We start from the raw sequence: 25,491 nt of genomic DNA on the forward strand, positions 1-25,491 counted from the left end.
GGAATCATACATGGACTTAATCGTAACGGCCACCTCGCAAGGTCTCTTGTGGGGAACAATGGCATTAGGCATTTTTATTACTTATCGTATTTTGAATTTACCAGACATGACGGCTGAAGGTTCCTTTCCACTAGGTGCAGCCATCACTACTCAACTGATCATTAATGGAATGAATCCATTTCTAGCCACTTTTATCAGCTTTTTAGTCGGCATGCTGGCGGGATCCATTACTGGATTTTTGATCACTAAAGGAAATGTTCCAGGTTTACTAGCCGGAATCTTAACGATGACGGGTTTGTATTCTATTAATCTGCGCATAATGAATCGAGCTAATTTAAGTTTATTGGGACAGACACGTGTAACAGATATTTTTAAATCTTTAAATTTACCCAATCAATTCGATGCTATATTTTTAGGGTTGGCGATCGTTGTCATCATGATCATGCTGCTAGCTTTGTTCTTTAAAACAGAACTTGGACAAGCAGTCATTGCAACTGGAGATAATGAAAAAATGGCTCGTGCAATGGGAATCCCTACTAATCGCACTAAAATTATGGGGTTGATGCTTTCTAACGGAATCATCGCTATGGCTGGTGGATTGATTGCTCAAGACAATGGTTACGCAGATATCAGTATGGGCATTGGGACCATCGTTATTGGTTTAGCCGCTGTTATCATAGGCGAAGTGGTTTTTGGTAATTTGACCTTTATCAACCGTTTGATCTGTGTCATCCTAGGAGCGATCATTTACCGATTGATTATTTTATTGGTTATTTTGATTGGCTTGAACCCGAATGACTTGAAATTGATCTCCGCAATTTTGTTAGCGATTTGTTTAGCATTACCAAGTATCCGCACGGCATTAAAATTGAATTTCTTCACTGGAAAGGAGAGTGTAGAATAATGACTGATCAACCTGTATTAAGTTTAAAAGAGATTTCCAAGACTTTTCAAAAAGGAACGGCAAATGAAAACCACGTGTTAAAAGCTTTATCTCTAGATGTAAATAAAGGAGATTTCATTACGATCATTGGAGGAAATGGATCAGGGAAATCGACTTTACTGAATAGTATTGCTGGAAATGTTTTAGTCGATTCCGGACAAATCAACATCAACGATGACGATGTAACGAAGCTGAAAGAAGAGCGAAGAGCTGGAAGAGTCGGCAGAGTGTTCCAGGATCCTTTGATGGGAACAGCACCTCGTATGACAGTGGGAGAAAATCTCGCTATTGCGTTAAGAAGGGGACAGCGCAGAACCCTTAAATTTGGTTCTTCCGCTAAAGAACAAGACTATTTTAAATCATTATTAGAGCCGCTTGGATTAGGACTGGAAAATCGTTTGACGGCAGAAATGGGGTTGTTGTCTGGAGGGCAGAGACAATCGATCACGTTATTAATGGCTACGATGAAACGTCCAGAATTGCTGTTGCTTGACGAACACACAGCTGCTTTAGACCCTAAAACAGCTGAGACAATTTTATCTTTGACCAATCAGATCGTTGAACAAGAACAATTGCCGACATTAATGATCACTCACAATATGCAAGACGCATTATATTACGGCAATCGAATGATTATGATGAATAGAGGACAAGTAGTTGTTGATGTCAGTGGCGAAGAAAAGGCACAACTGACTGTTCAAGATGTAATGGAATTATTCCAGAAAGCTACAGCTGGAAATCAATTTTCAAATGAAATGCTGTTAGGTTAAACGCAAGTTATTGCAGTGATTGAAGGATGCAACAATTAAATAATGGAAACCACTCAAGGAATTCGACTCTATGAAGTCGGGTTCCTTAAGTGCTGTCAGGAGTTACATAAAATAGTTGATTTTACTCTGGATAAATATTGCTTTTAACTTTTAAATCCTATATAGTTGCTACATACAAATAGCGTATACATACGTCTTATCGAAAGGGTGGTCAACCAAATGGATTACGAAGTTTCTAGTCATGATTTATTGATCAAAATGGAAGAATTTCACGGTCATTACCGTAAATTGATGCATACAGTTCTCTCTAAACACAGTGTCAATCAATCTGCTTTTTTAATTATGAAAACGATTAAAGATGAAAAAAAGACGCTGAAAGAATTGACTGCCATCACATCATTAGATAAATCTACTTTAAGTCGTCAAGTCAATGCATTAGGCAAAAAAGGCTGGCTCTTGAAAGAGGTCGGCAGTGACAAACGATTTTCTTATTTATCTTTGACGGAAGAAGCCCTTACATTGACAAACACCCTTCTGTTCGAGATTGAACAGCAATTGGGGTATATTTTAAGGGGTTGGCCTACTGATGAGAAACAATTGTTTCTGGTATTATTAGGGCGCGCTAATCGCAGTATGAGTCAGTTTGAAACTCAATTAAAAGAAGAAACAGCAAGGAGATAAACACATGGATTTTACTACATTAACTCATTTATCAAAAGAAGAATTGGCTCAAATGATCGTTGACCAATCTGAAGAGATCAAAAAATTGGAACAAGATTTGGATGCGGAAGTGGAAGAAAACCGATTCATTAAGAGTTTAGGATTTGTAGACGGCTACCAGGATTACCGTACTTACTTTATCCGTTACTTTGAAGACGAAAGCGAAGGAACAGCTAAAAAAGGCAGCATTTTCTTAGGACTGTTCAATGACTTTATCCAAGATTATGGAAGAGAACCTGTTATTGAATTGTTAGATCAATACATGGATGATTACATTTAAGGTGAAATCTTCTCCAGCTATTTTTCTTCGTGCGTTTTAATGGACGATTCGTTAAAATAGAGAGAAGAAGATGTTAAAAGAAAGGAAACCATCATGAAAAATACAAAAAACAAAGCTTATCGTATTGCGGTATTGGGTATTTTTACGGCTATTATTTTATTGCAAAGTTTTGTGCCGTTTCTAGGCTATATCCCTATTCCGCCTCTGAATCCGACGATCATTCACATCACAGTTATTATAGCCGCTATATCTTTAGGGACTAAAGAAGGCATGATCATTGGGGGAATCTGGGGAGTTGTTCGTTTGATCCGTGCTTTTGCAGCACCTCAAACACCTCTAGATCCATTGATTTTTACCAATCCGCTGATTTCTGTACTGCCTCGTATATTAGTTGGTTTGGTAGCTGGGCTGGTATTTTACACGTTTAGAAAAAAAGGCAAGCAAACCTTCGGAATGGCTTTATCCGCTGTCTTAGCTTCCTTAACGAACACAATAGTCGTGTTGAGTTTCATTTATTTATTCTATAAAGATGATTATGCGGCAGCTATTAACGTGGACAGCTCTAATTTGATGTATGTCTTAGGCGGAGTCGTTCTAACAAATGGTGTAGCAGAAGCTGTAGCTGCTGGAATTCTGGGGCCGATTATTGCTAAACCGTTGTTACGGGTCGCTCCTAAGAAAACTAAGTAACGTCTTTGTTCTGTTAAAAAATAATTTCTTGTTCCTCGGTCATCTAAAAGTAATCATTTCGAAATGATTTGTCATCCTCATCAATGGTATACTAATCTGTAGGAAAAGTGCATCACTTTTCAGCATCAGCAGAATGAATGGAGAGATAAGAATGAAAGACCCTAAGAAACCTACACGAGCAAACAATAACCGCTCATCTAAAACGAAAGAACAGGCTATTACACGAAATATTACCATTGTCCTAGTCGTTATTCTTATTTTGAGTCTGCTTTTCCTAGCCTATACCTTATTCGGCGGCGGTGGAAATGATGATGAAAATTCATTTTTGGATAATTCAACAGAATCCAGCTCAGTAAGTTCCCAAAGCAGTGAAGAAGAAAGCAGTTCTGAGTCTGAGAGTTCAGAAAGTTCAGAGAGCTCTGAAGCAAGTTCTTCACAGGATAGTGAAGAATCTTCTGAAACGGAGTCGGATGAATCAGAGGATGAAGACGAAGAAGCAGTTGAAGGAGAGTGGGAGCCAGTAGGTACTGAGCAAACCGGAGAACACGTCACCAACTATTCTGAAGGATCGCAAGACCGCATCGAGATCAAGAGAGCTACTTCTGTGGCAACCGGTTTAAGCGAAAATGACATGATCGAATGGTGGGTCGGAAATGCCGGCGACCAACAAGTAGAAACAACAGTATCTAATAAAGACCAAACAGATACTTATCGTGTAGTATTGAAATGGGTAGATGGTCAAGGATGGCAACCACTTGAAGTCGAAAAGTTGTCCGATAATCCTTACAATTAAATGTGTGTCAAAAGAGTTGAGACCGTGTGTCTCGACTCTTTTTCTTTTACCAAACAACAACGCTTGATTCCTTTGGATCACCAAGTCGGTATGATAAACTAGAAGCAATCAAGATACTGCAAATAAGAGTTGGAGGTTAAAGCAATGAAGAAGCCGCCAGATTTCAATATAGTAGAAGATATTTTGCATAAGACAAAAGAAGAGGTTGCGAATATGCACCCTATCAATATTTTACTGGTAGGGAAGACTGGTGTTGGAAAGAGCACGTTGATCAATAACGTCTTTAGAGAACGGTTAGCTGCTACAGGAATTGGAAAACCGGTTACACAGCATTTGAGACGAATCTCTAAAGAAGGTCTTCCTATTGTGTTATACGATACAAAAGGATTGGAATTAAATGAAGAGACGCAAAAGCGGATCAAAAAAGAATTGTTCCAAACCATTAAGAATAAGAAAGAAGAAGGACCTAAAGAAGCCATTCATGTCGCTTACTATTGCATCAATGCAGGCTCGTCTCGCATTGAAGACATGGAATTAGAGATGATTCAAGAATTAAGCGAAAAAGTACCCGTTATCATCGTTTTGACTCAATCTATCGGTGAACCTGCTAAAGAATTCAAAGCGTATATAGAAAGTTTAAATTTAAATGTCGTCAGTGTATTAAATGTGATGTCAGAAGATTTCATGATCATGGAGGATTTATCCATACCGGCTTATGGATTAAAAGAATTGATCTTGACGACTCTTGAAATTATTCCTGAGGAAACAAAAGAAGCTTTTAATAATGCCCAGCAAGTAGATATCGCTCTTAAAGCCAAATCTGCTCGCACATGGGCGACAAAATACATTGTGTCTTCTTTTGGGATCGGATTTTTGCCGATACCATTTTCTGATGCCTCATTGCTTGTTCCTATGCAAGTGGGTCTATTGGCGCATATCACAGCAATATTCGGCATCTCCATGGACAAAGCAACGATCACCAGTTTAGTGGCGGCCATTGGAGGAACAAGCGGAGCTACTTACGCTGGACGTTATATCGTATCCAATGTGGTCAAATTTATCCCCGGAGCTGGAACGATTGCGGGAGGTATCATCAGCGGGACAACAGCATCCATTATAACGACAGCTTTGGCCATGAGTTATATTGAAGTTCTTTCTATTATTGCTCAAGGAGAAAAAGATGGAAAGTATCCTGACTTAGCTAATATTGAAACATTGATGCGGGAAAAATTTGAAGAGAGACTGAAGAAGTCCAGTAAAAAACAAGCGGTCGAAACCACTGAAACAGAGGATCTTTCGTCAACTGAACTATCTAGTCCTAAAGAGAAGAAAAAATGGTGGAGAAGAAAGAAATCATAAGACTGACATGACGCAGGGGGTGAAAATGGATGCGTGTTTTTGTTGGGTTTGAACTGGACGAAACAGCAAAAAAGGCTCTTTTTAATGTGCAGCAGCAAATGATTCCTGCTGCAAAAAAAGGCCGTTTCACGGATAAACACAATTTTCATTTCACCCTTCAATTCATTGGTGAAGCCAATCCAAAAGAAATCGGTCAGTTAAGAACGATAGTCGCTGAAACAGCAGCTGAAACGAGCCCTTTTGATCTGTCAGTAGAGGTACTTGGTGCATTTCAAAAGAAAAAAGGCTTGATTCTATGGGCCGGTCCAAAAACAAGCGACCCATTGCTGCAACTGTATGAACGGCTGCATACTGTAATGAGAAAGAAATCGTTTATTATTGAAAAACAGCCTTACACACCTCACATCACTCTAGGACGAAACATTGGATGGAAAGAAAGCGCCAAAATTTCTTTCAACCCATCATTAGAGCATCCAATCCCCGTCCAATTAGAGTATTTGACTTTATTTGAAAGCGTACGCGTAAATGGTCGCTTAATGTATCGTCCTTTTGTGCGGTATCCCTTAAAGAGTTCAAAGAAATCTGCTGAAAGGAAAGAAGAATGATTTGATAGACAACATAGAAACGTTTTTCGCTCAATACCAGCCAAAACCGTTACACGTAACCAAAGAATACGCCGTACTCATCCCTATCATTGAAGTAGATGGTATTCCGCACTTGTTGTATGAGGTGCGCAGCCAACATATCTCCCAACCAGGAGACACATCTTTTCCTGGCGGCAGAGTTGAGCCGAATGAGACAGTTAAAGAAGCAGCGATTCGTGAAACTGTTGAAGAGCTGCAGATCCCAATCGAATCAATTCATGTCTTAGGAGCAATGGATTACATCGTTCAGAACAACCGTGTCATTCATTCAGTATTAGCCGAAATCAAAGGGGTAGACTTGCTGGATATTATTTGGAATGAAGAAGTAGAAGAAATCTATACGGTGCCGATTCAATACTTTATAGACAATGAACCGGATCATTATACGGTCTTAGGAATGATGAAGTACCCGCCTGATTTTCCTTATGACCGCATTCCAAATGGAAAACAATACAATTTCGGAAAACCTAAAAGCACGATTCCTTTTTACAATTTAAGTGATCATTATTTGTGGGGCTTTACAGCTTCACTGACCGAACGGCTTATTCATTTGATCAAAGAAAATAAGTTGTTTGACAGTAAAAAAGAGTGAGGCTCAAAGGCCTCACTCTTTTTATTTGCGTTTAATTAGAACGGTCCGTATTGAATGTAGTTCGCGATCAATAAGAAAATCATTCCCATAACCAACCAAATCAACATCAATTTACCAATGAATTTCAACCAAACATCATAAGATACTTTAGCGATGGATAATTGAGCCATCAATACACCAGAAGTTGGGATAATCGAATCCATAAAACCATCACCGAATTGGAACGCTAAAACAGCAGTTTGACGTGTAATACCCAATGTATCCGCTAATGGAATCATTACTGGCATAGTAGCTGCTGCTTGTCCGCTTCCAGACGGAATAAAGAAGTTGATCACGATTTGAGTGATGTACATTCCAACGACTGCTAATGAATCCGGTAGAGAACTGATCAAATGAGACAAATAGTTGATCAATGTGTCAATGATCAATCCATCTTCCATAACCACTAAGATTGAACGAGCGATCCCTACAACTAATCCAGCGAAGACCATTTCTTTCGCTCCAACGACAAATGATTCTGCGATGTCGCTTGGAGACATTCTTGAAATCAATCCAGTTAAAATACCCATTCCAAGGAAAACTGAACCAATCTCGACAATAAACCAGCCGTATTGGAATACACCGTAACCAATAATGGCAAAACCGCCAATAAATACAATCAATGTAGCTAAATGTCTTTTAGTGAAAGCAGGAAGATTTTCAAAATCGATTCCTCCAGCAGTCACATGGGTACCTGCTTTGCAGTCATACAACAAGCTTGTTTCTGGATTTTTCTTTACTTTCTCTGCGTAACGCATCAAGAATACAGATGTAGCTACCCATAGAGAAAGAAGAATAATAATTCTAAAGCCGACTCCAGAAAACAACGGCAATTCAGCAATTTCTTGAGCAACTCCTACAGAGAAAGGATTCATGAATCCGGCGAAAAATCCGATGGCTGCTCCTAAAGAAATAATCGATACACCGACTAAGGCGTCATAACCTAGAGCCAATGCTAAGGCTACACCGATTGGGATAAATACAATCGTTTCTTCTGAAAGCCCCATTGTAGAGCCCAACACACCAAAGACTAATAGTAAAATCGGAATGACCCATTTTTCTTTTCCTTGCAGTCTTTTAACCAATAAGTTGATTCCAGAGCTGATCATACCTGAATCTGTGATCAATTGGAATGCTCCTCCTACGATGAATAAGAAGAAAATGATGTCAGCTGTCTCCGTCATTCCTTTTGGAACGGATTTTAATACATCAAAAAATCCTTGTGGGTTCGATTCAACGATAGTGTAAGAATCAGGAATAACCACTGTCCGTCCGTCAACTTCAGCACGTTCAAATTGACCGGCCGGTAAAACATATGTCATGATCGCCATAACGATCGTAAAAGAAAGTAGTGTCACGAATGTATGTGGAATTCGTGATTTTTTTTGTTGCAACATAATAATAAGTCCTCCTAGTATTTTATCGAAATCAATACTATTCATTAAAATGCTTTTGAAGAGGCAGCAGAAAAAGTAAAAAAAATACACAAAAAAGCTATGAGCAAAAGGGCCCATAGCTTTATTTATACTAGACTATACCTTCTGCCCACAACATGAAGAGCGCTCCTATAGCAAATTTGGGCAATTTGCTTAGGCAGTGCTACGCTTATTCAGCGCAGCCCCAGTACATTAGCACTTCGGCGATAATTCCTTTCAGATACTCTTACTCTTAATTACCGCGACCTCTACATCACATTGAATAATATTCAGTTCATCAACAGTTACAAACTATACATCATCCTTAAAAAGATTGCAATCTTTTGGAAAGGTTTCTAATAAAAGCCTTCGTTTTCCCCCGATTTTAATAAATTGATGCATAAAAATACCATTATTTTTTTCAGAAATGGTGTAGACTAAGAGTAGAAAATAGTTTTTGTCTACTTTACTGGAGGAGTGCTTATGCTGTCATTATTTATCCTACTGCTTGAAAGAAGCGGTTTGATTATCTTATTAGCTTACCTGTTGATCAATATTTCTTACTTCAAAACAGCTTTAGCCAACCGAAAAGATTTGTCTGTTAAAATCAAATTAATCATGGTTTTTGGTGTGTTTGCATTGATCTCAAATTACACAGGAGTCGAGATCAACAAAGATCAACTGATCATGAACCAATTTGTCACTCAATTATCTGCAGACTCGGCTCTTGCGAACACACGGGTATTGACGATCGGTGTCTCCGGATTGATCGGGGGCCCACTCGTTGGGACGATTGTAGGACTGATATCTGCAGTAGTCCGCTACTTCCAAGGAGGAGGAAACGTGCATATTTACGTTATTTCATCCTTATTGATCGGATTGTTTTCAGGCCATTTCGGTGGACGCTTTGTTAAAAAAGGAAACTATCCATCTGCCGTTGACGGGATAAAAATCGGCTTTTTGATGGAGTTGGTTCAAATGCTGTGTATCTTACTATTAGGCAGTTCATTCGCCGAGTCGTGGGAGCTGGTTCGTTTTATCGCCTTGCCGATGTTATTGACCAACAGTATTGGTACAGCAGTTTTCTTATCCATTATCGACACGACTTTAAAGCAGGAAGAACAGACAAAAGCTGTCCAAACGCACGATGTGTTGCAATTAACGAATCAGACACTGCCTTATTTCCGTTCTGGGTTAAACGAAGAATCGTGTGAAAAAGCTGCAAAAACCATTAAAGAATGGATGAAAGTAGACGCTGTCAGTATCACCAATCAAGATCGAATTTTAGCTCATGTCGGAGCAGCCAGTGATCACCATATTCCATCTACCGAGATCATCACGGATCTGTCTAAGCAAGTGTTGAGTTCGGGCAAACTAAGAGAAGCGCATTCGCGCCAGGAAATCGGCTGCAATCGTTCTGACTGTCCTTTAGCAGCGGCTATTGTGATTCCTTTGCAGTCAAAAAATAAAACAGTCGGCACGTTAAAATTGTATTTTACGGATCCGTCAAAACTAACTTTTGTGGAACGACAGTTAGCAGAAGGACTAGGCAATATCTTTTCTCAACAAATCGAATTGGGTGAAATAGAAGAACAAAGCAAACTCTTACAAGATGCGGAGATAAAATCTTTGCAGTCTCAAGTCAATCCGCATTTTTTCTTCAATTCAATCAATACGATCTCAGCCTTGATCCGTATAGATAGCGAAAAAGCTCGAACACTCCTGATTCAGTTGAGCAATTTTTTCCGATCCAATTTAACCGGGGCAAGAACCAATATGATTCCTTTAACCAAAGAACTGCAGCAAGTAGAAGCTTTTCAAACATTAGAGGAAGCTCGCTTCCCAGGGCGGTATAAATTAACGATCGACTACGACAAAGAACTGGAACAAACCTTGTTACCGCCTTTCTTGATTCAAGTGTTGGTCGAGAACGCTTTTAGACACGCGTTTAAACACCGTAAAACAGGCAATCACGTTTGGGTAGATGTTCATGGAGAAGAAGAAACAATCCAAATCAGTGTAAGTGATAATGGGGTAGGAATCGATCCTGCACTAGTTGATAAACTGGGCAAAGAGATCATTCCTTCTGAAAAAGGTTCCGGATCTGCATTGGAAAATCTAAATAAACGCTTGATCGGACTTTTTGGAGAATCGGCAAAACTGCAGTTTCAGTCAACACACAAAGGAACCACTGTATCGTGCAGAATTCAACGAAGAGAATTGGAGGAGGGAAAACATGCATACATTGATCGTAGATGACGAACCATTAGCTAGAAACGAATTGACCTATCTATTAAGACAGTGTCCTGAAATCACGTCTATTAAAGAAGCCGAGACTATTGAAGAAGCGGTAGGTCGTTTGATTGAAGGTCCAATAGAATTGATTTTTTTGGATATCCATTTGACGGAAGAAAGCGGGTTAACGTTGGCAGACAAGTTAAGTCGCTTAGAACATCCACCTATTATCATCTTTGCTACGGCTTATGACGAATATGCTCTTCAAGCTTTTGAATTAAACGCCCGAGATTATGTATTAAAACCTTTTTCATTAGAGCGTATTCAACAAGCAGTTAGAAAAGCCGCCCAAACTCATAGAGCAACGCAATCGTCTGCAAAAGAAAGAGTCTTTGAACATCCTGACGTTGGAACGATTCCTGTCCAAGTAGAAGACCGGATCTTTTTATTAAAAGTTGATTCTATCGTTGCAGTTAGTGTCCAGCATGGAGAAGTCAGTCTCTATACGGACAATAAAGACTACACATTGAGTGGTACATTGAATACTTGGGAAGAACAACTGTCAATGTACGGGCTGTTTCTTCGTGTGCATCGTTCTTTTTTGATCAACACCGCGAAAATAAAAGAAATTCAACCCTGGTTCAATCACACCTTTCAGCTGACGATGTCAAATCAATTGAAAGTCCCTGTAAGCCGGTCCTATATGAAAGAATTCAAGGAAAAAATCGGATTGTCTTAATAGAGTTAATCTTAGAACTGCAAGTGTGCATCTCAGCTTGCAGTTTTGCTATTTCAGCTGCAAAAAGGCATTTTCCTCATAGTATTGAGTACACTTATCTTGTGGAATGAAAGGGTGTACAAAAAATAAAGGAGGAAAGAACATGATCACATTATTAGGCGGTATTGCTTTATTGATTATCGGGTATTTTACGTATGGGAAATTTATTGAGAAAAACTTTTCGATCGATCCTAGTCGGAAAACTCCTGCAGAAGTTCTAAAAGACGGGTATGACTTTGTGCCTATGTCAAAAGGGAAAAACGCTATTATTGAATTATTGAACATTGCAGGGACAGGACCTATTTTCGGACCCATTATGGGAGCTTTGTATGGACCAGTAGCTTATATTTGGATCATTGTCGGATGTATTTTTGCAGGAGCTGTTCACGATTATATGTTAGGCATGATTTCATTGAGAAATAACGGAGCACATTTGCCGGAATTGGCTAGCAAATACTTAGGAAAACCGGTCAAACACGTGGTCAACATTTTTACTATGCTGTTATTGATGCTAGTAGGAACGGTCTTTGTTACTTCACCAGCCAACTTGATCAACAGCATCACACCAAATTGGTTGGGATTAGGCGTGATTGTAGTATTGATTTTTGTGTACTACATTATTTCTACGATTTTGCCGATCGATAAGGCTTTAGGAAAAGTATACCCATGGTTCGGTGCGATATTGATCATTAGCACGATCGCAATCGGAATCAGTTTATTGTTCAGCGGCAGTCCTATTCCAAATCTGACCATCCATACCATTCAAAATTTCCATCCAGGTGGTTTAGCGATCTTCCCAGCCCTTTTCTTTACAATTTCTTGTGGAGCCTTATCTGGATTCCATGCGACTCAAGCGCCAATGGTTTCTAGAACCAGCACGAATGAAAAAGAAGGACGTTTTACTTTTTACGGTATGATGATTGCTGAAGGAGTCATTGCGATGATCTGGGCAGCAGCTTCAATGAGTTTATTTGATGGACAAACGTTGAGTCAAATGATTGATGCGGGTACAGCCTCACTAGTTGTTAATGAAGTATCCATCATGCTGCTAGGAAATGTTTTTGGGACAATTGCCATTATTGGGGTAATCGTATTACCGATTTCTTCAGGATTGTCCGCATTCAGAAGTTTGCGAACGATATTAGCCGATTACTTGAACATCAAACAAGATACGATCAAAAGAATTTTGATGGTCACTATTCCTTTGTATTTGATCTCCTTTATTTTAACCAATATGGATTTCAATATTCTATGGAGATACTTCAACTGGGCAAATCAAGTGACAGCCGTAATCTCTCTATTGGTTTCCACGCGTTACTTGTACCTTAAAGGGAAAAACTATTTAGTCACGTTATTGCCAGGAGCGTTTATGCTTTACGCAGTAGTGGTTTATATCTTAAGTGAACCAATAGGATTAAGAATGGGCTTAACGACTATGACTTTTGCAGCAGCTGCTGTACTTTCAATAGGTATTTTATGGGTATTCTGGACATCCGGCAAGAAACAAAAAGAGCAAGTCGATCCAGATGGAGAGCTGCTCAATGACCAATTGCCGATTGGAACTTTTTCCGCTGAAAATGCTTAGTTCGATATCCTATACAATTCAGTAATAAATCCAGGTGGTAGGGTAGGATAGGAGTCATGTATCAAAAGTGGATTTACGTACCCTTAATTCAACTATCAGATCAAAAAAAGGAATGCAAATTAAACTTGTGTTCCTTTTTTGTGCTGATTTTACCTAAAAGGGAATGAAAATCGATTTTACGTTCCCATTTCTCTATAAGAAGAAGTCAAAAGGGAACTTAATTATGAAAGAGTGTCATATATAATACCAGCAGCGAAACTATCTTCCGTCTCTAGTTTGACATAATTTTATTATGGTAAACTAAATTGATAACTTTTTCACTAATTTAAACAAATACTCTAAAAAAGTATTGATATGGATTCAAAAAGATGCTAAAATCAAGTTGTGAAGTAATGAACAAACAACTTGAAGGAGTGTTCAATATGCAAAAAGAAATGATAGCATTACAACTATTTTTCCGAAATGGCGATACACTAATCATCAACCGCGAAGTGATTGGGGACTTATGGATCAAACAAGTTACGACATCTTATGGCAGAATCAATGGTAGTGACTTTCAAGAAATCCATCCTTGCCAATCGTTCAAAATCGAATTGTTGCCAGAAGCTGACCGCGTAGACTCTGAAAATATCAATTTAGGCAGCCTTGAAGTGGGCATGTTTGAACGCATCAAAAAATACTCTGATATTGAAACGATGGACATCTTATATAAAAATCCTACTGGCAATGAAGCCGATATGATTCAATCAGAACGAATCTATTTCCCTTATGAAGCACAAGACGTTGATGGACTAGACAACAAGCATCAATCTACACACATGGGTGAGAATGGACATTTGTTTGTGTTAATCGACCCGTCTAAAACAGTGACAGAAGTGTTTGACTCTATCCGTTAAAATCAGCCCCCTTATTAAATGGCCCAAGAACTAACTTGTTCTAGGGCTTTTTTGCCGTTAAAAATTTTTACTAGGTTAATAATTGATTTATGATTCCTTTATAAAGGAATCATATGTTAAAATAGGGAAAAGGAGTGAGGCTATGAATCAGCAAAACGAATCACTGACTTATGCAGCTGTTATAGGAGACATTAAAGACTCCCGGACACTCAGTAATCGAGAAGAAGTTCAAGAACGGTTTCGTTCTGTCTTACAATCCATCAATCAAACTTACGCAGAGGATATTGCTGCTGAATTCGTCATTACATTAGGAGACAGTTTTCAAGGGCTCGTTAAAAACAAACGAGTGGTTTTAACGATTTTATTTGAGATCGAGTTAGCTATGTCTCCAGTCGAGTTTCGTTTTGGCATTGGACTTGGAGAGATCAGTACACCTATCCAACGAGAGAACTCATCCGGAATGGACGGAGCAGCTTATCATCGTGCACGCCAAATGATCGACACAATCGAAGCCAATGAAGCAAAATATGCAACCAGTGAAACCAATGCCATGATTTGTTCCGGTACAGGGTATCAAGCAAATGATAGTTTACTGAATGCTGTCTTGTCTTTAGGGACGGCTTTGAAATCAAAGTGGACCCAACGCCAGAAAGAAATCATGTATACGTATTTTTTACACGGCGAAAATCAATACAAAACCGCAGATGCTTTAAACATCGGGCAGTCTAGTGTCAATAAAGCGTTAAATGCGGCTAAATATTATACTTACAAGACAGCTTTATCTGATGCGAGCTTGTTTTTAGCCCAACTGGATAAGGAGGAACTGGCTTGATTTTCAACACATTACTTACGTTTCTCATTGGACATCTTCTAGGCGACTTTTATTTTCAATCTGCTGCATTGGCTGTGCAAAAAGACCATTCTATACCTCGATTGCTGCAGCACAGTTTAATTTACCTCATTTCAATGGTTGGGGTAACTTTACCTGTATTTGGAAGTTCTCTTATCTTACCAGCCTTTTGGATTTCTGTTGGGCATCTGATTATTGATGGAAGTAAATTCTTACTCGTGCAAAAAGGGCTCTTAAAACCCGTTCAAGAAGCTGTCATTTACCTTGTCGATCAGTTGTTGCATGGTCTTGTCATTATAGGGGGTACAGTTTACCTCATGGAAAGTTCCTTATCTATTACCTATTTGCCAGAGACAATGCGTTTTTTAAGGCTGTTAAATGGAGATATCACAGTAGTCTTGTCTTGGGTATTGATCCTGCTCTTGGTAGTGCAGCCATGCAGCATCACGATCAAAAAAGTGTTGAATCATTACCGACCGATAAATGAAGCAGTCGTTGAAGAAGACGGCTTACCAAATGCCGGTGCATTGATAGGAGTCTTTGAACGGATTTTTATTTTATTGATGCTGTCGGCCAACCAATTTACCGCCATTGGCTTTGTTTTGACCGCTAAATCGATTGCTCGCTACAATAAAATCTCGGAAAGCCCTCAATTTGCAGAGTATTACTTATTGGGAACACTATTAAGCACCTTATTGATCATTATCAGCTATTTTATCATTTTCTAAAGATTCCCTAAAGAATGAATCATTCGTTAAGATTCATATTTTAGCGAATCTTTTTTTGTAAATAAATACCTTAACCTCTTAGCAAAAACAAGAACAATGGTATACTACTAGTAAGTAATAAAATGAAAAAAGAAAAGAGGCTTTTTATGACATTCAAACAAATCGATACTCAAGACTTGCCGGATATTCAATCTGTAGGAAAGCTGTATGAACACATAGAGACTGGCGCTCAAGTGTTGTACTTAGAAAATGAAGACACCAATAAAGCTTTTACGATTGGTTTTAAAACACCTCCTTATAATGATAATGGGATTGCTCACATCATTGAACATTCTGTTTTGAACGGTTCACAGAAATACCCGTCAAAAGAACCTTTTGTGGAATTGATCAAAGGCTCATTGAATACGTTTGTCAATGCAATGACATTTTCAGACAAAACGATCTATCCAGTGGCTTCAACGAACCAAAAAGATTTCATGCATCTAATGAGTGTGTATTTAGATGCCGTATTTAAACCCAACTTTTACTCTAATCCGCAAATATTGGCTCAAGAAGGGTGGCATTATCATTTAGAATCAGCAGAAGAGGAATTGATCTATAAAGGGGTCGTATATAATGAAATGAAAGGGGCAACAGCTTCTCCAGATCGACAAGTTCAACATCAATTGACACGTCAGTTGTATCCGAACAGTATTTATCGTCATGAATCAGGAGGAGAGCCTTACGCAATTCCTAGTTTGACGCAGGAAGAGTTCATTCAATTCCATCAAACGTATTACCACCCAAGCAATTCATTGACAGTGTTATATGGAAAAATCGATGAACAAGAAACGTTTGCTGCATTGGAAGCTTACTTCGATGGGGCAGGGAAGGCAGAAGAAGCGGTTGATTTATCCTTTGAAGCGGCTAAGCCGGAAGAAGAGCTGGTAGAGAGTACCTATTCAATCACAACAGGAGATGATCCGACAGGTAAAGATTATTTAGCTTTAGGTTGGCATGTTGCTGAACCGGATGATCTGTTGGATCGATTTGGTCTAGAAGTAGTAGAAGAGCTGTTATTTGGTCATAATCAATCTCCACTTAAAAAAGCTTTATTGGATGCAGAGATAGGAGGGGATATCTCTGGTGGAGCAGCTGACTTTGGTTATCCAACAGCTTTTATGATGACGGCTAAATATTCTGATGCGTCTAAGATGCCTCAGTTTAAAGAAATTGTAGAAAAGACATTGACTCAGTTGGTAACGGAAGGGATTGATCCTGAGCTGATTGATGCAGCATTGAATAAGATCGCATTTCAAACGAAAGAAGCGGCTATATCAGAAGATAGTCCAAGAGGAGTGATCTACGCAATCAATGCGTATCGTTCTTGGTTGTATGAAGAAACTCCTTATGCGAATCTGCAATTTACGACTTATTTAGAACAGTTGGGAGAATTAGCAAGAGAAGGGTACTTTGAAAAACTGATCAAACAAAAGTTGCTGGAGAACTCTTTGCATACAGCTGTCGTATTAAAAGCCGAACCTGGTAAAAGCGATCGGATAGAAGCTGAATCTCATGCAAAATTACAAGAGTATAAAGCCAGTTTATCTGAAGAAGAGATTCAAGAACTAGTTGATCAAACACAATCATTGATCAAACGTCAAGAAACACCAGATAAACCGGAAGATTTGGCGAAAATCCCTACATTGACGAAAGAAGATTTGAGTACGCATGTAGAGGATTATCCTTTAACTGAAAGCTCGTTTTACGCAGAAACCAGCTTTTATCAAGCGGAACAATTCACAGCTGGTATCGACTACATTAGTTTGTATGTGGATCTAAAAGACGTGGAAACAGAAGAATATGTATGGTTAAGCCTATTGAGTCGGTTAGTTGGTAAGTTGGGGACTAAAACGTATGATTCAGCTGCTTTACAACGTCAATTGGATCTGTATACTGGTGGGATATATGGGAATATTACCATTCACGAAGATACTTCAGGTGAGTTGAAGCCGTACTTTGTATTGAGAGGAAAAGCATTGGAATCTTCTTTAAATGAATTGGTCTTATTGATGCAAGAAATCTTATGCCATACACAATTTGAAGAAGAAGCAGAGATCACTACAGTGGTTCAGCAACTGATTTCTCAATTTGAGCGGATGATTCAGTCGCGTTCTCACGTGTTAGCTGCTAACCGTGGACTCAGCCAAGTCAAAGCTTCTGCGAAATTGAATGAAATGGTCAGCGGAATGGATCAATTCCACTTTTTGAAAGAAGTTCTTAGCGACTTGCAATCAGGAAAAGCTGATAAAGTAAAAACACAACTTGGAGAAATGTTGCAACGATTGTCAAATAAACGTCGTCTGCACGTCTTGTATGTAGGAGAAGCAGAACGAGCAAAAGAAGTAAAAGAAGCCCTTCAAACGGCTTTTAATGACCTTCCAGAAGCTGCATTAGGGCAGCCAGCGATTATTAAACCCGGTACCAAACAAAATGAAGCTTTCGTAACTGCTCAAGATGTCAATTATGTAGCCATTGCTTCAGATGCTATGGACTCATTTGCTTATACAGGTACTGCCAAAGTGTTAGCGACGACTATTCGTTACAGCTATTTATGGAACGAAATCCGAGTCAAAGGCGGTGCTTACGGATCCATGTACAACCACCAACGAAACGGAAGCTTTGCTTTAAGTTCTTACCGCGACCCTAACATTCGCAAAACATTGGCTGCTTATAAAGGTTTACCCGGTTATATCGAGCAAATAGAACTTTCTGATAGTGAATTGCTGAAGTATATTATTGGAACCATTAGTCCTATGGAGCAACCAAAATCGGCGTTCAGTAAAGGTTTAACAGCTTTTAATCGTTTGAAAACAGGGCTTACGAAAGAAGAGCTGGTTCATTTGAAAGAAGAGATCTTAGCAGCTGACTCAACAGCCTTAGCAGAGCTCCATAAGGACCTGAAAGAGGTATTAGGAGACAGTACAGTTGTCGTCATCGGTAATAAGACTCAAATCGAAAAAGAATCAGATTTGTTCGACGTAGTAAAAGAATTATATTGATTTTTAAGCAGAGTAGATATATAGATAACGTAAATCAGTTGAAGGAGGGAAAGACATGCCAAAAGAAGCTTTATTGATCGTAGATATGAGTGAAGACTTTGTAGCCGATAACGGAACATTGACCGTCGGCAAACCAGGACAAGTTATCGTACCTTATATCAAGCAATTAGCAACAGAATTTTTATCAAAAGGGAACATCGTCGTCGTTTCAATGGATGCTCACCAACCAGATGATCCTCATTTTGAACTTTGGCCGCCTCATAATGTTGTGAATACCAAGGGTCAACAGTTATATGGAGAATTGGATACGTGGTTTCAAGAAAATAAAGATCATGAACAGGTGATTTATTCGCCAAAAACAAACTACAATGCGTTCTTTCAAACAGCACTGGCAGATGAATTGAGAGAGTCGGGCGTAGAGAAAGTTCATATCGTAGGCGTAACAACGGATATCTGTGTGTTCTTGACCACAGGAGGAGCAGACGCAGAAGGGTTCAAAACGACTGTTCATAAAAAAGGCGTCGCTACTTTTACTGATCTAGGAGAAACGATGCTGAATCATATGGAAAGATGCTTCCACACGGAAATCATCGAATAGAATAAGTCAAAAGCTGTTTAAAGAATGTTTTTTGTTCTTTAAACAGCTTTTTTGCATACTCCACACAAATTTAAATAGACCTTTAAAACCTCTAAAATACAGCTTTTCTACAAGGGAAGAGGGGGCTGGGGCATAGGGGGAATAGATGATGAATAGAGAAAAAGGAGCGAAATACCCATAAAACGAACCTGTCAGAACGCTTGATAAACACATGCTCTCAGGTATTGGTGTAATTAAAGCTGCACAGCAAATGAATACAATAATTGTCAGCAGCAAAAAAAATCCAATTATGTTTAACTTGCTATTAAACAGATACTAAACAGCTATTAGGATTAAATAAAATCTTATTTTTGTAAAGTTTGTACAAATCCTGTTTACTAAGCAATTTATGAAATCTAACAAGTAAATGGATAACTTGGTTTATAAATTTATACTAACTGATCAATACTTAGTTCAATGAGTTGGATGAAATTCTATTCAGCAATTAAAAAAAACTAAACTATTCGAAGCTAACGTAGTATGATAATTTAGCAACAAAGCTTTAAATACAAAAACTAAATCCTGCAAGAAATTCCTAACTAGGAAAAAATAGTTAGACGAACTAAATGTAAACTTAGAAAAAATGTAAAAATAGCTGAATTTTATCTAACTGAACTATATAACACTAAATAACACTAAAATAATTTATTTAAAGGTTAAAAGAGAGAGAAGAAAGCTAAATGAGGACTTGCAGATCAAGCACCTGAATTCACCTTTTTCCTAGTTTACATAATATATATTATACAAAGTAGTTTCTAGAGTCGATTCCACAAGATAACTTTAAAATTTTGCTCTTTTTTGGTCTTTTAGTTCTTTTTCATACTTGCTGTTAGAAAATTATTTTTCTTTTGCTTGTTTTTAGTATCTGCACTAATTTAAATTCTAACTGGCTATTGACTTTGTTTTTATTCTGACTGACTATCTAATGATCTAAAATGGTTTCTTTAATCAGTTCAATTTTTAATAATCAACTAACTGTTTGTTATTATTTTTTAAACTCACGTATTTTACTGTTTGAAGTTTTCTTGGCTGATCCGATTAATTTCGTTCTTATTATGAATCCTATTTTGCTGATGATTTGTTTCAGTTTTGATTCTGTGTTCTCAGGACGTTTTTAAGCTCATTTCAACTTCATTTGCATACACTTGTCCGTGAAATGATTCTTAAGCAAATAAAAAACCAACCGCTATAAATAACGATTGGTTTTTTCCTTTATTTTGTTAAGGCTTCAGTTAATTGTGGAACCACTTGTTTCTTACGTGATACTACGCCTTTTAACAAAGCTTTGTTGTTTTCTAATTTCACGCCGAAAGCATCTTCAACAGCAATGATTGGATTTCCTAATGCTAACACCATTGAATCACTGTCTAGGATGTTTGTTACTACAAGAATGAATAAATCGTAGTTGTTTTCTAAATTCGCTTCTTGGATAGCTTTTTCCAATTCGCTTTGTTTAGCAAATACATCTTCGATATCAACTACATTGATTTGTGCGATACGTACGTTTTTGTCACCCATTGGGAAACTCTTAGCGTCCATATCGATCATTTCTTCAGCAGTCTTAGTGCCCATGTTTGTTCCGGCTTTTAACATATCCAGTCCATAAACATCTAAATCAACTTCAGCGATACCTGCTAATTCTTTAGCAGCTGCTTCATCTTCAAGTGTAGACGTTGGTGATTTAAATAACAACGTATCTGAAACGATTGCAGACAACATGATACCAGCAATGTGTTTAGGAATCGTTACGTTATTTTCTTTAAAGATTTTCAAAATGATCGTTGCTGTACAACCAACCGGTTCCGCACGGTAATAAAGTGGGTTCGCTGTATCAATGTTCGAAATACGGTGATGGTCTACAACAGACGCAATCTCTACTTCTTTGATATCTGAAACACTTTGTTGTGCTTCGTTGTGGTCTACTAAGTATACCGTATTTGTTTCATTTGCTGCTGTTTCGATCACTCTAGGAGCTTCCACACCAAAGTAATTTAAGGCATAAGCAGTTTCTTCTCCAATTTCCCCTAAGGCTACTGCTTCTGTTTCTTTACCCAGCTCATTTTGCAAATAAGAAAATGAAATAGCAGATGCTATTGCGTCTGTATCCGGGTTTTTATGTCCAAAGACTAAAATTTTGCTCATTTTATTGTGACACTCCTTTATTTTGATTCTCACCTTTTATAGTAGAACAAATTAGCTTTTTAGTCTAGAGGCAGACTCTTTTTCTTTAGAAAATTTATCAAAATAAAGGAAAAAATTCTTCATCCTGTCCAAATGAGCTTTATCTTTTTTAAAGACAAAGGCTAGATTATATGTAATAGGCGGATCAAACGGCAACATATACTGGTTTTTGGCTAATGGATTAGCGTCTATGTATGACTTAGGCAAAGCAGTATAGTGTCCTGATCGCTGGCTGAACAGTTGGAGCTGTCTAGGAGACGAAAAATAACCGGATATCTCCGGGAAATTAAGGTTCTGGTAAACGAAACTGGCCTTTAAAGTGCCATTTATGTAAAATTTATTTGGGTAAAATGCCCACTTGTTTTGTAACGTTTCTTTTAAGTTTATCGATGATTTATCATTCCAAGAATCATTTTGGTGGATAAGAAACAATTCCTCTTTGGCAATCATTTTGGATGCATACCGGTTCCAATTTTTTATAATCTGATCCGGAAGGCATAATATTGCCAGGTCTAGTTGATTCTTCTCTAATTGCTCCCATAATTCTTCTCTAGGGACAATACTCAAAGAAACTTTTCCACGAGAATTTTTCCAGTGATAATAAGCAAGGAACTCAACAAAGAGCTCATCCCCTATGGAGGGCAATACCCCTACTTTTAGGTGCCCCGATTCTTCTCTTTCAATAGAATTTATTTCGTCTAAAGCATTCTTAAATATCGTTTGCACAGATTGGGTTGCTCGTGCCATACTTTCTCCGGCTTCAGTCAGACGCATTTCTTTGCCTTTGAAATAGAACAATGGAGCGCCTATAGCGTGTTCGAACTTTTTGATTCTCTGGGTCAAGGCAGGTTGAGAAATGCCTAATTTTTGTGCTGTTTGCGTATAATTCATTGTTTCCGTCAACTCAGAAAAATAATCTAATGTCTTGCCGGAAAAAATACTTTTATCTCCTAAGTTCATTAAGTTTTCCTTCACTTCCTTTTGCGTCTGTAACCCCTTTATCATAAACAGCTATATAAAAAAGAGCAATCAAATTCATGCTCTTTTCATCAATAATTTAGGGATTATTGAACAAATTGGTACAATTTGTAATCGTCTACATGTAAAAGTCGATTAGCATTTTCAATTCTATCTGCTGTAGGCGGTTCTATCCCGTCTAATTTGTACGGTATGTTCAATGCTGCATACTTGTATGCACCTAATTTATGGTAAGGAAGAATCTCTACTTTCACAACATTTTTTAATGACTTTATAAATTGGTCTAGTCGAATCAAATCTTCATCGAAATCTGAACGTTCAGGAACCAGCACGTGTCTGATCCATACAGGTTTTTCAATCTCTGACAAATAACGAGCCATATTCAAGATATTGACGTTAGAATGCATCGTCAATTTTTTATGTTTTTCATCATCAATGTGCTTTACATCAAATAACAATAGATCCGTATACGCCATCAATTCTTCAAATCGGCTGAAAAAAGGTTCGTCATAAGTGAAAGGCTGCCCGCAAGTATCTAATGTGGTATGCACCCCTTCTGCTTTGGCCAACTTGAAATATTCAATCAAAAAATCAATATGCAGCAAAGGTTCTCCGCCACTTACTGTAATACCGCCTCTTTGTCCCCAATAGTCTTGATACTGCAAAGCTTCTTCGAGCAATTCCTCAGGTGTATAAGGTGTACCTCCGCCGATATTCCACGTATCCGGGTTATGGCAAAACTCGCACCTCATCCGACAACCTTGCATAAATGAGACAAAACGAATTCCCGGGCCATCTACCGAACCAAAGCTTTCATTTGAATGTACATACCCTATGACAGGCTTCTTCTCTTCCATAACGATTACTCCTTTATTAAAGAAGAACCAGGAAACCATTTTCCCAGCTCTTCTCTCTTTTTACTTCACTTACATATTTTCGTGCATTGTTCGATTGATAACGTCTAATTGTTGCTCACGAGTCAATTTGATAAAGTTTACGGCGTATCCTGATACACGAATCGTCAATTGAGGGTAATTTTCAGGATGTTCCATTGCATCCATCAATGTTTCTCGGTTAAAGACGTTTACGTTTAGATGATGTCCGCCTTTTGTCACATACCCATCTAACATGCTGGCAAGATTTTCTTGTTGGATCACATCTTCTTTCCCTAGCGCTTTTGGAATGATGGAGAACGTATTTGAAATACCATCTAAAGAATATTTGTACGGCATCTTAGCAACTGAAGTCAAACTAGCTAAAGCTCCATGTGTATCTCTTCCGTGCATTGGGTTGGCACCTGGAGCAAACGGTTCTCCTGAACGACGTCCATCTGGTGTATTCCCTGTTTTCTTACCATAAACAACATTAGAAGTGATTGTTAAGATTGAGGTTGTATGAGTTGCTCCTCGGTATGCAGGATGTTTCTTCACTTCATTCATGAATGTTTTCAATAACCAAATACCGATGTCATCTGCGCGATCGTCGTTGTTTCCGAATTTAGGGTAATCTCCTTCGATACTGTAATCGACGACTAATCCATTTTCATCACGGATCGTTTTAACTTTGGCGTATTTGATCGCTGAAAGTGAATCAATCGCTACGGAGAATCCGGCAATTCCTGTGGCCATCGTTCTTAAGATTTCGCTGTCATGTAAAGCCATTTCGATACGTTCATAAGAGTATTTGTCATGCATATAATGAATGACGTTCAGCGTGTTCAAATACAAACCAGCGATCCATTCCATCATCGCTTGATATTTTTCCATGACTTCATCATAATCCAAGTATTCTGATGTGATTGGTTGGTATTTAGGTCCAACTTGTGTTTTAGATTTTTCATCGATACCACCGTTGATCGCATACAACAATGTCTTAGCCAAGTTGGCGCGAGCTCCGAAGAATTGCATTTGTTTTCCGATTCTCATAGCAGACACACAACAAGCGATGCCGTAATCGTCTCCCCATTCTACACGCATGATATCGTCATTTTCGTATTGGACAGCACTGGAAGCAATCGATACTTTTGCACAATAGCGTTTGAAGTTCTCTGGTAATTGTTTAGACCATAGAATCGTCAAGTTTGGTTCAGGAGCTGGTCCTAAGTTTGATAAGGTGTGCAAGAAACGATAACTGTTTTTTGTTACCATGTGGCGACCATCAATCCCTACGCCGGCAATAGCTTCTGTAACCCATGTTGGATCTCCTGAAAACAGATCATTGTATTCAGGTGTACGGGAGAATTTGACCAAACGTAATTTCATGACAAAGTGGTCCACGATTTCTTGAGCTTCTTCTTCCGTCAATACACCTTCTTTTAAGTCACGCTCAATATAAATGTCTAAGAATGTAGAGGTACGTCCTAGTGACATAGCTGCGCCGTTTTGTTCTTTAACAGCAGCCAGATAACCAAGGTACAACCATTGGAAAGCTTCTTTTGCAGTTCTGGCTGGTTGAGAGATATCAAACCCGTAAATGTGGCCTAATTCTTTCAATTCTGCTAAAGCACGAATCTGCTCGTTCAATTCTTCTCTGTCGCGAATGATGTTTTCGCTCATTGTACCAAAGCCGGTATTATCTAAATCTTCTTTCTTTTTCTCGATCAAGTAATCCACACCATATAAAGCTACACGTCTATAGTCCCCAATGATCCGTCCACGACCATATGCATCCGGCAGGCCAGTAATAACTCCGCTTCGTCGAGCTGCACGCATTTCTTCTGTATAGGCATCAAATACCCCTTGGTTATGTGTTTTGCGGTAATCACGGAAGATGTGAGACACTTCTGGATCTATTTTATATCCGTAAGACTCTGCTGACATTTCGCTCATGCGGATTCCGCCAAAAGGCTGCAAGCTGCGTTTGAATGGCTTTTCTGTTTGGAATCCAACGATTTTTTCTAAGTCTTTGTCTAAATACCCAGCATCATGTGAAGTAATCGTAGAAACGACCTTTGTGTCCATATCTAAGACACCGCCAGCTTGTTGTTCCTGACGGTTTAAATCAGACACTTGATCCCACAATGTTAATGTCTCTTGTGTTGGTCCTGCCAAAAATTCATCTGTTCCATCATAAGGAGTATAGTTTTGTTGAATAAAATCCCTTACATTTACTTCTTCCTTCCATACTTTTCCTTTGAATCTCTTCCATTGTTCCATATAGTAACCTCCATTAATAAAATGATTTAACGCAATAAGTATTTTTACAAGCTCATTATATCACATATTAAAAAAATAGAAACTATTATCTGTTGAATTTTTTAAACAAGCTGTTGTATCCGCTACGGGATGATTTTGCACTTTTTGTTGTAATAACAGCTTTTTTATTTTGTGAACATCAT

22 protein-coding genes and 1 riboswitch are annotated in these 25,491 nt (G+C 38.4%); of the genes, 17 read left to right on the plus strand and 5 right to left on the minus strand.

The window, feature by feature from the left end; translation table 11 throughout:
* Positions 1–10: 10 nt before the first annotated feature.
* The 9 genes from LMF32_RS10990 to LMF32_RS11030 all read left to right on the plus strand — a co-directional run bounded on the left by LMF32_RS10990 (position 11) and on the right by LMF32_RS11030 (position 6,791).
* Complete coding sequence (locus tag LMF32_RS10990; RefSeq protein ID WP_230524768.1) at positions 11–904, plus strand: ABC transporter permease; 894 nt, start codon at positions 11–13, stop codon at positions 902–904.
* Positions 904–1,713 (plus strand): ATP-binding cassette domain-containing protein, encoded by an 810-nt coding sequence (locus LMF32_RS10995; RefSeq protein ID WP_092480044.1) that lies wholly within the window; start codon positions 904–906, stop codon positions 1,711–1,713. Before LMF32_RS10990 ends, LMF32_RS10995 begins: the two co-directional genes overlap by 1 nt.
* Before the next feature lie 219 nt (positions 1,714–1,932).
* Positions 1,933–2,394 (plus strand): winged helix DNA-binding protein, encoded by a 462-nt coding sequence (locus LMF32_RS11000; protein ID WP_230524769.1) that lies wholly within the window; start codon positions 1,933–1,935, stop codon positions 2,392–2,394.
* Between the two features lie 4 nt (positions 2,395–2,398).
* Entirely contained in the window at positions 2,399–2,713 is a 315-nt protein-coding gene (locus tag LMF32_RS11005) for a hypothetical protein (RefSeq protein WP_092480046.1), read from the plus strand.
* A gap of 93 nt (positions 2,714–2,806) precedes the next feature.
* Entirely contained in the window at positions 2,807–3,403 is a 597-nt protein-coding gene (locus tag LMF32_RS11010; RefSeq protein WP_092480047.1) for an ECF transporter S component, read from the plus strand.
* A gap of 151 nt (positions 3,404–3,554) precedes the next feature.
* Complete coding sequence (locus tag LMF32_RS11015; RefSeq protein ID WP_092480048.1) at positions 3,555–4,196, plus strand: YrrS family protein; 642 nt, start codon at positions 3,555–3,557, stop codon at positions 4,194–4,196.
* 144 nt (positions 4,197–4,340) lie between these two features.
* The gene (locus tag LMF32_RS11020) at positions 4,341–5,555 is read left to right on the plus strand and encodes a GTPase (protein ID WP_230524770.1); all 1,215 of its coding nucleotides are present in this window, start codon (positions 4,341–4,343) and stop codon (positions 5,553–5,555) included.
* 29 nt (positions 5,556–5,584) lie between these two features.
* Complete coding sequence (gene thpR, locus LMF32_RS11025) at positions 5,585–6,160, plus strand: RNA 2',3'-cyclic phosphodiesterase (RefSeq protein WP_230524771.1); 576 nt, start codon at positions 5,585–5,587, stop codon at positions 6,158–6,160.
* A gap of 1 nt (position 6,161) precedes the next feature.
* On the plus strand, positions 6,162–6,791 hold the full coding sequence (locus LMF32_RS11030; RefSeq protein ID WP_230524772.1) for a CoA pyrophosphatase: 630 nt from the start codon (positions 6,162–6,164) through the stop codon (positions 6,789–6,791).
* Between the two features lie 35 nt (positions 6,792–6,826).
* On the opposite strand, the gene LMF32_RS11035 is transcribed toward LMF32_RS11030, so the two are convergent.
* Complete coding sequence (locus tag LMF32_RS11035) at positions 6,827–8,227, minus strand: TIGR00366 family protein (RefSeq protein ID WP_230524773.1); 1,401 nt, start codon at positions 8,225–8,227, stop codon at positions 6,827–6,829.
* A gap of 150 nt (positions 8,228–8,377) precedes the next feature.
* Positions 8,378–8,525: riboswitch (Lysine riboswitch) on the minus strand.
* Positions 8,526–8,728: 203 nt separating this feature from the next.
* On the opposite strand from LMF32_RS11035, the gene LMF32_RS11040 reads away from it, so the two are divergent.
* The 8 genes from LMF32_RS11040 to LMF32_RS11075 all read left to right on the plus strand — a co-directional run bounded on the left by LMF32_RS11040 (position 8,729) and on the right by LMF32_RS11075 (position 18,956).
* Entirely contained in the window at positions 8,729–10,504 is a 1,776-nt protein-coding gene (locus tag LMF32_RS11040) for a sensor histidine kinase (protein ID WP_230524774.1), read from the plus strand.
* Positions 10,482–11,219 carry a LytTR family transcriptional regulator DNA-binding domain-containing protein gene (locus LMF32_RS11045; RefSeq protein ID WP_230524775.1) on the plus strand — a complete coding sequence of 246 codons (738 nt, stop codon included), beginning with the start codon at positions 10,482–10,484 and terminating at the stop codon, positions 11,217–11,219. The genes LMF32_RS11040 and LMF32_RS11045 overlap by 23 nt, the downstream gene beginning before the upstream one ends.
* 142 nt (positions 11,220–11,361) lie before the next feature.
* Complete coding sequence (locus LMF32_RS11050) at positions 11,362–12,843, plus strand: carbon starvation CstA family protein (protein ID WP_230524776.1); 1,482 nt, start codon at positions 11,362–11,364, stop codon at positions 12,841–12,843.
* A 422-nt stretch (positions 12,844–13,265) separates the two neighbouring features.
* Positions 13,266–13,739 (plus strand): hypothetical protein, encoded by a 474-nt coding sequence (locus tag LMF32_RS11055; RefSeq protein ID WP_230524777.1) that lies wholly within the window; start codon positions 13,266–13,268, stop codon positions 13,737–13,739.
* Positions 13,740–13,881: 142 nt separating this feature from the next.
* Complete coding sequence (locus LMF32_RS11060; RefSeq protein ID WP_230524778.1) at positions 13,882–14,571, plus strand: SatD family protein; 690 nt, start codon at positions 13,882–13,884, stop codon at positions 14,569–14,571.
* Positions 14,568–15,317 (plus strand): DUF3307 domain-containing protein, encoded by a 750-nt coding sequence (locus tag LMF32_RS11065; RefSeq protein WP_230524779.1) that lies wholly within the window; start codon positions 14,568–14,570, stop codon positions 15,315–15,317. Before LMF32_RS11060 ends, LMF32_RS11065 begins: the two co-directional genes overlap by 4 nt.
* 146 nt (positions 15,318–15,463) lie before the next feature.
* Complete coding sequence (locus LMF32_RS11070) at positions 15,464–18,358, plus strand: insulinase family protein (protein ID WP_230524780.1); 2,895 nt, start codon at positions 15,464–15,466, stop codon at positions 18,356–18,358.
* Positions 18,359–18,413: 55 nt separating this feature from the next.
* Positions 18,414–18,956, plus strand: a complete 543-nt coding sequence (locus tag LMF32_RS11075) for an isochorismatase family cysteine hydrolase (RefSeq protein WP_230524781.1) — start codon at positions 18,414–18,416, stop codon at positions 18,954–18,956.
* A 1,251-nt stretch (positions 18,957–20,207) separates the two neighbouring features.
* Here LMF32_RS11075 and LMF32_RS11080 read toward each other — a convergent pair.
* The 4 genes from LMF32_RS11080 to pflB all read right to left on the minus strand — a co-directional run bounded on the left by LMF32_RS11080 (position 20,208) and on the right by pflB (position 25,309).
* Positions 20,208–21,137 carry a manganese-dependent inorganic pyrophosphatase gene (locus tag LMF32_RS11080; RefSeq protein ID WP_230524782.1) on the minus strand — a complete coding sequence of 310 codons (930 nt, stop codon included), beginning with the start codon at positions 21,135–21,137 and terminating at the stop codon, positions 20,208–20,210.
* A 51-nt stretch (positions 21,138–21,188) separates the two neighbouring features.
* Positions 21,189–22,136: a LysR family transcriptional regulator gene (locus tag LMF32_RS11085; RefSeq protein ID WP_230524783.1), complete on the minus strand. Its 948-nt coding sequence runs from the start codon at positions 22,134–22,136 to the stop codon at positions 21,189–21,191.
* Between the two features lie 104 nt (positions 22,137–22,240).
* On the minus strand, positions 22,241–23,011 hold the full coding sequence (gene pflA / locus LMF32_RS11090) for a pyruvate formate-lyase-activating protein (protein WP_230524784.1): 771 nt from the start codon (positions 23,009–23,011) through the stop codon (positions 22,241–22,243).
* Between the two features lie 69 nt (positions 23,012–23,080).
* The gene (gene pflB / locus LMF32_RS11095) at positions 23,081–25,309 is read right to left on the minus strand and encodes a formate C-acetyltransferase (RefSeq protein WP_230524785.1); all 2,229 of its coding nucleotides are present in this window, start codon (positions 25,307–25,309) and stop codon (positions 23,081–23,083) included.
* Between the last annotated feature and the right edge of the window lie 182 nt (positions 25,310–25,491).

Origin of the sequence: Desemzia sp. C1 (genome assembly GCF_020882875.1) — a bacterium.
Classification (GTDB): Bacteria; Bacillota; Bacilli; order Lactobacillales; family Carnobacteriaceae; genus Desemzia; species Desemzia incerta.

Excerpts from the sequence above, each read along its gene's own strand:
- LMF32_RS10990 (WP_230524768.1), top strand. The coding sequence starts at position 11 with ATGGACTTAATCGTAACGGCCACCTCGCAAGGTCTCTTGTGGGGAACA.
- LMF32_RS10995 (WP_092480044.1), top strand. The coding sequence starts at position 904 with ATGACTGATCAACCTGTATTAAGTTTAAAAGAGATTTCCAAGACTTTT.
- LMF32_RS11000 (WP_230524769.1), top strand. The coding sequence starts at position 1,933 with ATGGATTACGAAGTTTCTAGTCATGATTTATTGATCAAAATGGAAGAA.
- LMF32_RS11005 (WP_092480046.1), top strand. The coding sequence starts at position 2,399 with ATGGATTTTACTACATTAACTCATTTATCAAAAGAAGAATTGGCTCAA.
- LMF32_RS11010 (WP_092480047.1), top strand. The coding sequence starts at position 2,807 with ATGAAAAATACAAAAAACAAAGCTTATCGTATTGCGGTATTGGGTATT.
- LMF32_RS11015 (WP_092480048.1), top strand. The coding sequence starts at position 3,555 with ATGAAAGACCCTAAGAAACCTACACGAGCAAACAATAACCGCTCATCT.
- LMF32_RS11020 (WP_230524770.1), top strand. The coding sequence starts at position 4,341 with ATGAAGAAGCCGCCAGATTTCAATATAGTAGAAGATATTTTGCATAAG.
- thpR (WP_230524771.1), top strand. The coding sequence starts at position 5,585 with ATGCGTGTTTTTGTTGGGTTTGAACTGGACGAAACAGCAAAAAAGGCT.
- LMF32_RS11035 (WP_230524773.1), bottom strand. The coding sequence starts at position 8,227 with ATGTTGCAACAAAAAAAATCACGAATTCCACATACATTCGTGACACTA.
- LMF32_RS11040 (WP_230524774.1), top strand. The coding sequence starts at position 8,729 with ATGCTGTCATTATTTATCCTACTGCTTGAAAGAAGCGGTTTGATTATC.
- LMF32_RS11045 (WP_230524775.1), top strand. The coding sequence starts at position 10,482 with ATGCATACATTGATCGTAGATGACGAACCATTAGCTAGAAACGAATTG.
- LMF32_RS11050 (WP_230524776.1), top strand. The coding sequence starts at position 11,362 with ATGATCACATTATTAGGCGGTATTGCTTTATTGATTATCGGGTATTTT.
- LMF32_RS11055 (WP_230524777.1), top strand. The coding sequence starts at position 13,266 with ATGCAAAAAGAAATGATAGCATTACAACTATTTTTCCGAAATGGCGAT.
- LMF32_RS11060 (WP_230524778.1), top strand. The coding sequence starts at position 13,882 with ATGAATCAGCAAAACGAATCACTGACTTATGCAGCTGTTATAGGAGAC.
- LMF32_RS11070 (WP_230524780.1), top strand. The coding sequence starts at position 15,464 with ATGACATTCAAACAAATCGATACTCAAGACTTGCCGGATATTCAATCT.
- LMF32_RS11075 (WP_230524781.1), top strand. The coding sequence starts at position 18,414 with ATGCCAAAAGAAGCTTTATTGATCGTAGATATGAGTGAAGACTTTGTA.
- LMF32_RS11080 (WP_230524782.1), bottom strand. The coding sequence starts at position 21,137 with ATGAGCAAAATTTTAGTCTTTGGACATAAAAACCCGGATACAGACGCA.
- LMF32_RS11085 (WP_230524783.1), bottom strand. The coding sequence starts at position 22,136 with ATGAACTTAGGAGATAAAAGTATTTTTTCCGGCAAGACATTAGATTAT.
- pflA (WP_230524784.1), bottom strand. The coding sequence starts at position 23,011 with ATGGAAGAGAAGAAGCCTGTCATAGGGTATGTACATTCAAATGAAAGC.
- pflB (WP_230524785.1), bottom strand. The coding sequence starts at position 25,309 with ATGGAACAATGGAAGAGATTCAAAGGAAAAGTATGGAAGGAAGAAGTA.